Origin of the sequence: Acetobacter fallax (assembly GCF_011516735.1) — a bacterium.
Taxonomy (GTDB): domain Bacteria; phylum Pseudomonadota; class Alphaproteobacteria; order Acetobacterales; family Acetobacteraceae; genus Acetobacter; species Acetobacter fallax.
Map to the genome: position 1 here is coordinate 1 of NZ_WOSX01000133.1, position 916 is coordinate 916.

Genomic DNA, 916 nt, shown 5'->3' on the forward strand with positions numbered 1-916 from the left:
CTTGAACTCTGCCGCATACCGTTTCCGCGTAACCTTGCCCATAAAACCCGTCCTCGTTCAGGCCAGATGATAGCTTATCGCCCTGTCCGAAAAATGGGGACCACCTCTCTTATGGTATTATCTTCGCCAGCCATCTTTTAGAAAAGATGCTGAAACGCATATGACAGGAGCAGTAGGGCAGCGCCGTGTTCCGCGTATTTTCCTTGAAAATCACTCAATAGGGCTTCCCCCTCTCGCCGAACAACGCCGCATCGTTGCCAAACTGGACAGCCTAACCGCCCGCATCGCCCGCGCCCGGGCAGAGTTGGAGCGTGTTCAGGTGTTGAAAGCTCATCTGAGGCAGCAGGCTTTGCGCTCCTGTTTTGCAGATTTGGAAAAGCATGAGTTACCGCTTGGAGAACTTCTGCGAGGAATTGAAGCAGGCAAAAATATGCGCTGTGTCGAACGCCCTCCCGTTGCCGGAGAAAAAGGAGTAGTTAAGGTCAGTGCTGTAACGTGGGGGCATTTTGATACAACGCAAACAAAAACCTTGCCGAACGATTACTTGCCGCCGACGAAAGCTCGGATAATGAAAGGTGACTTACTGATTTCGCGCGCCAATACTCTCGAGCTTGTTGGTGCTACGGTAATTGTAGACGTTCAGCCGGACAATATATTTCTCAGCGACAAGATTCTTCGCCTGCTCGTCGAAGAAGACAAAAAATCGTGGGTCTTGTGGTATCTCCGCTCACCAGAAGGAAGGTCACAAATAGAAAGCCTTGCGACCGGAAACCAGTTGTCGATGAGAAATATTAGCCAAGCCGCGTTAAGAGCCTGAATCAGAAAGCGGTTTGATTGATTTTTCGCAGAACTCTGCGGATATGGGCAATCATCAACCATGCGCAGGATGACGAGATTGTTGTCTCGACATCCTTCG

Annotated in this window: 1 protein-coding gene and 1 pseudogene; one reads left to right on the forward strand and one right to left on the reverse strand. The window is 50.3% G+C overall.

The genetic code is table 11. The features are described 5' to 3' along the window. Positions 1-160: 160 nt before the first annotated feature. A complete protein-coding gene (locus tag GOB85_RS18830; RefSeq protein WP_242011638.1) occupies positions 161-817 on the forward strand; it encodes a restriction endonuclease subunit S domain-containing protein in 657 nt (218 codons plus the stop codon). Between the two features lies 1 nt (position 818). Here GOB85_RS18830 and GOB85_RS18835 read toward each other — a convergent pair. Next, positions 819-916 (reverse strand): annotated as a pseudogene (locus GOB85_RS18835) (IS5/IS1182 family transposase); the annotation flags it as partial.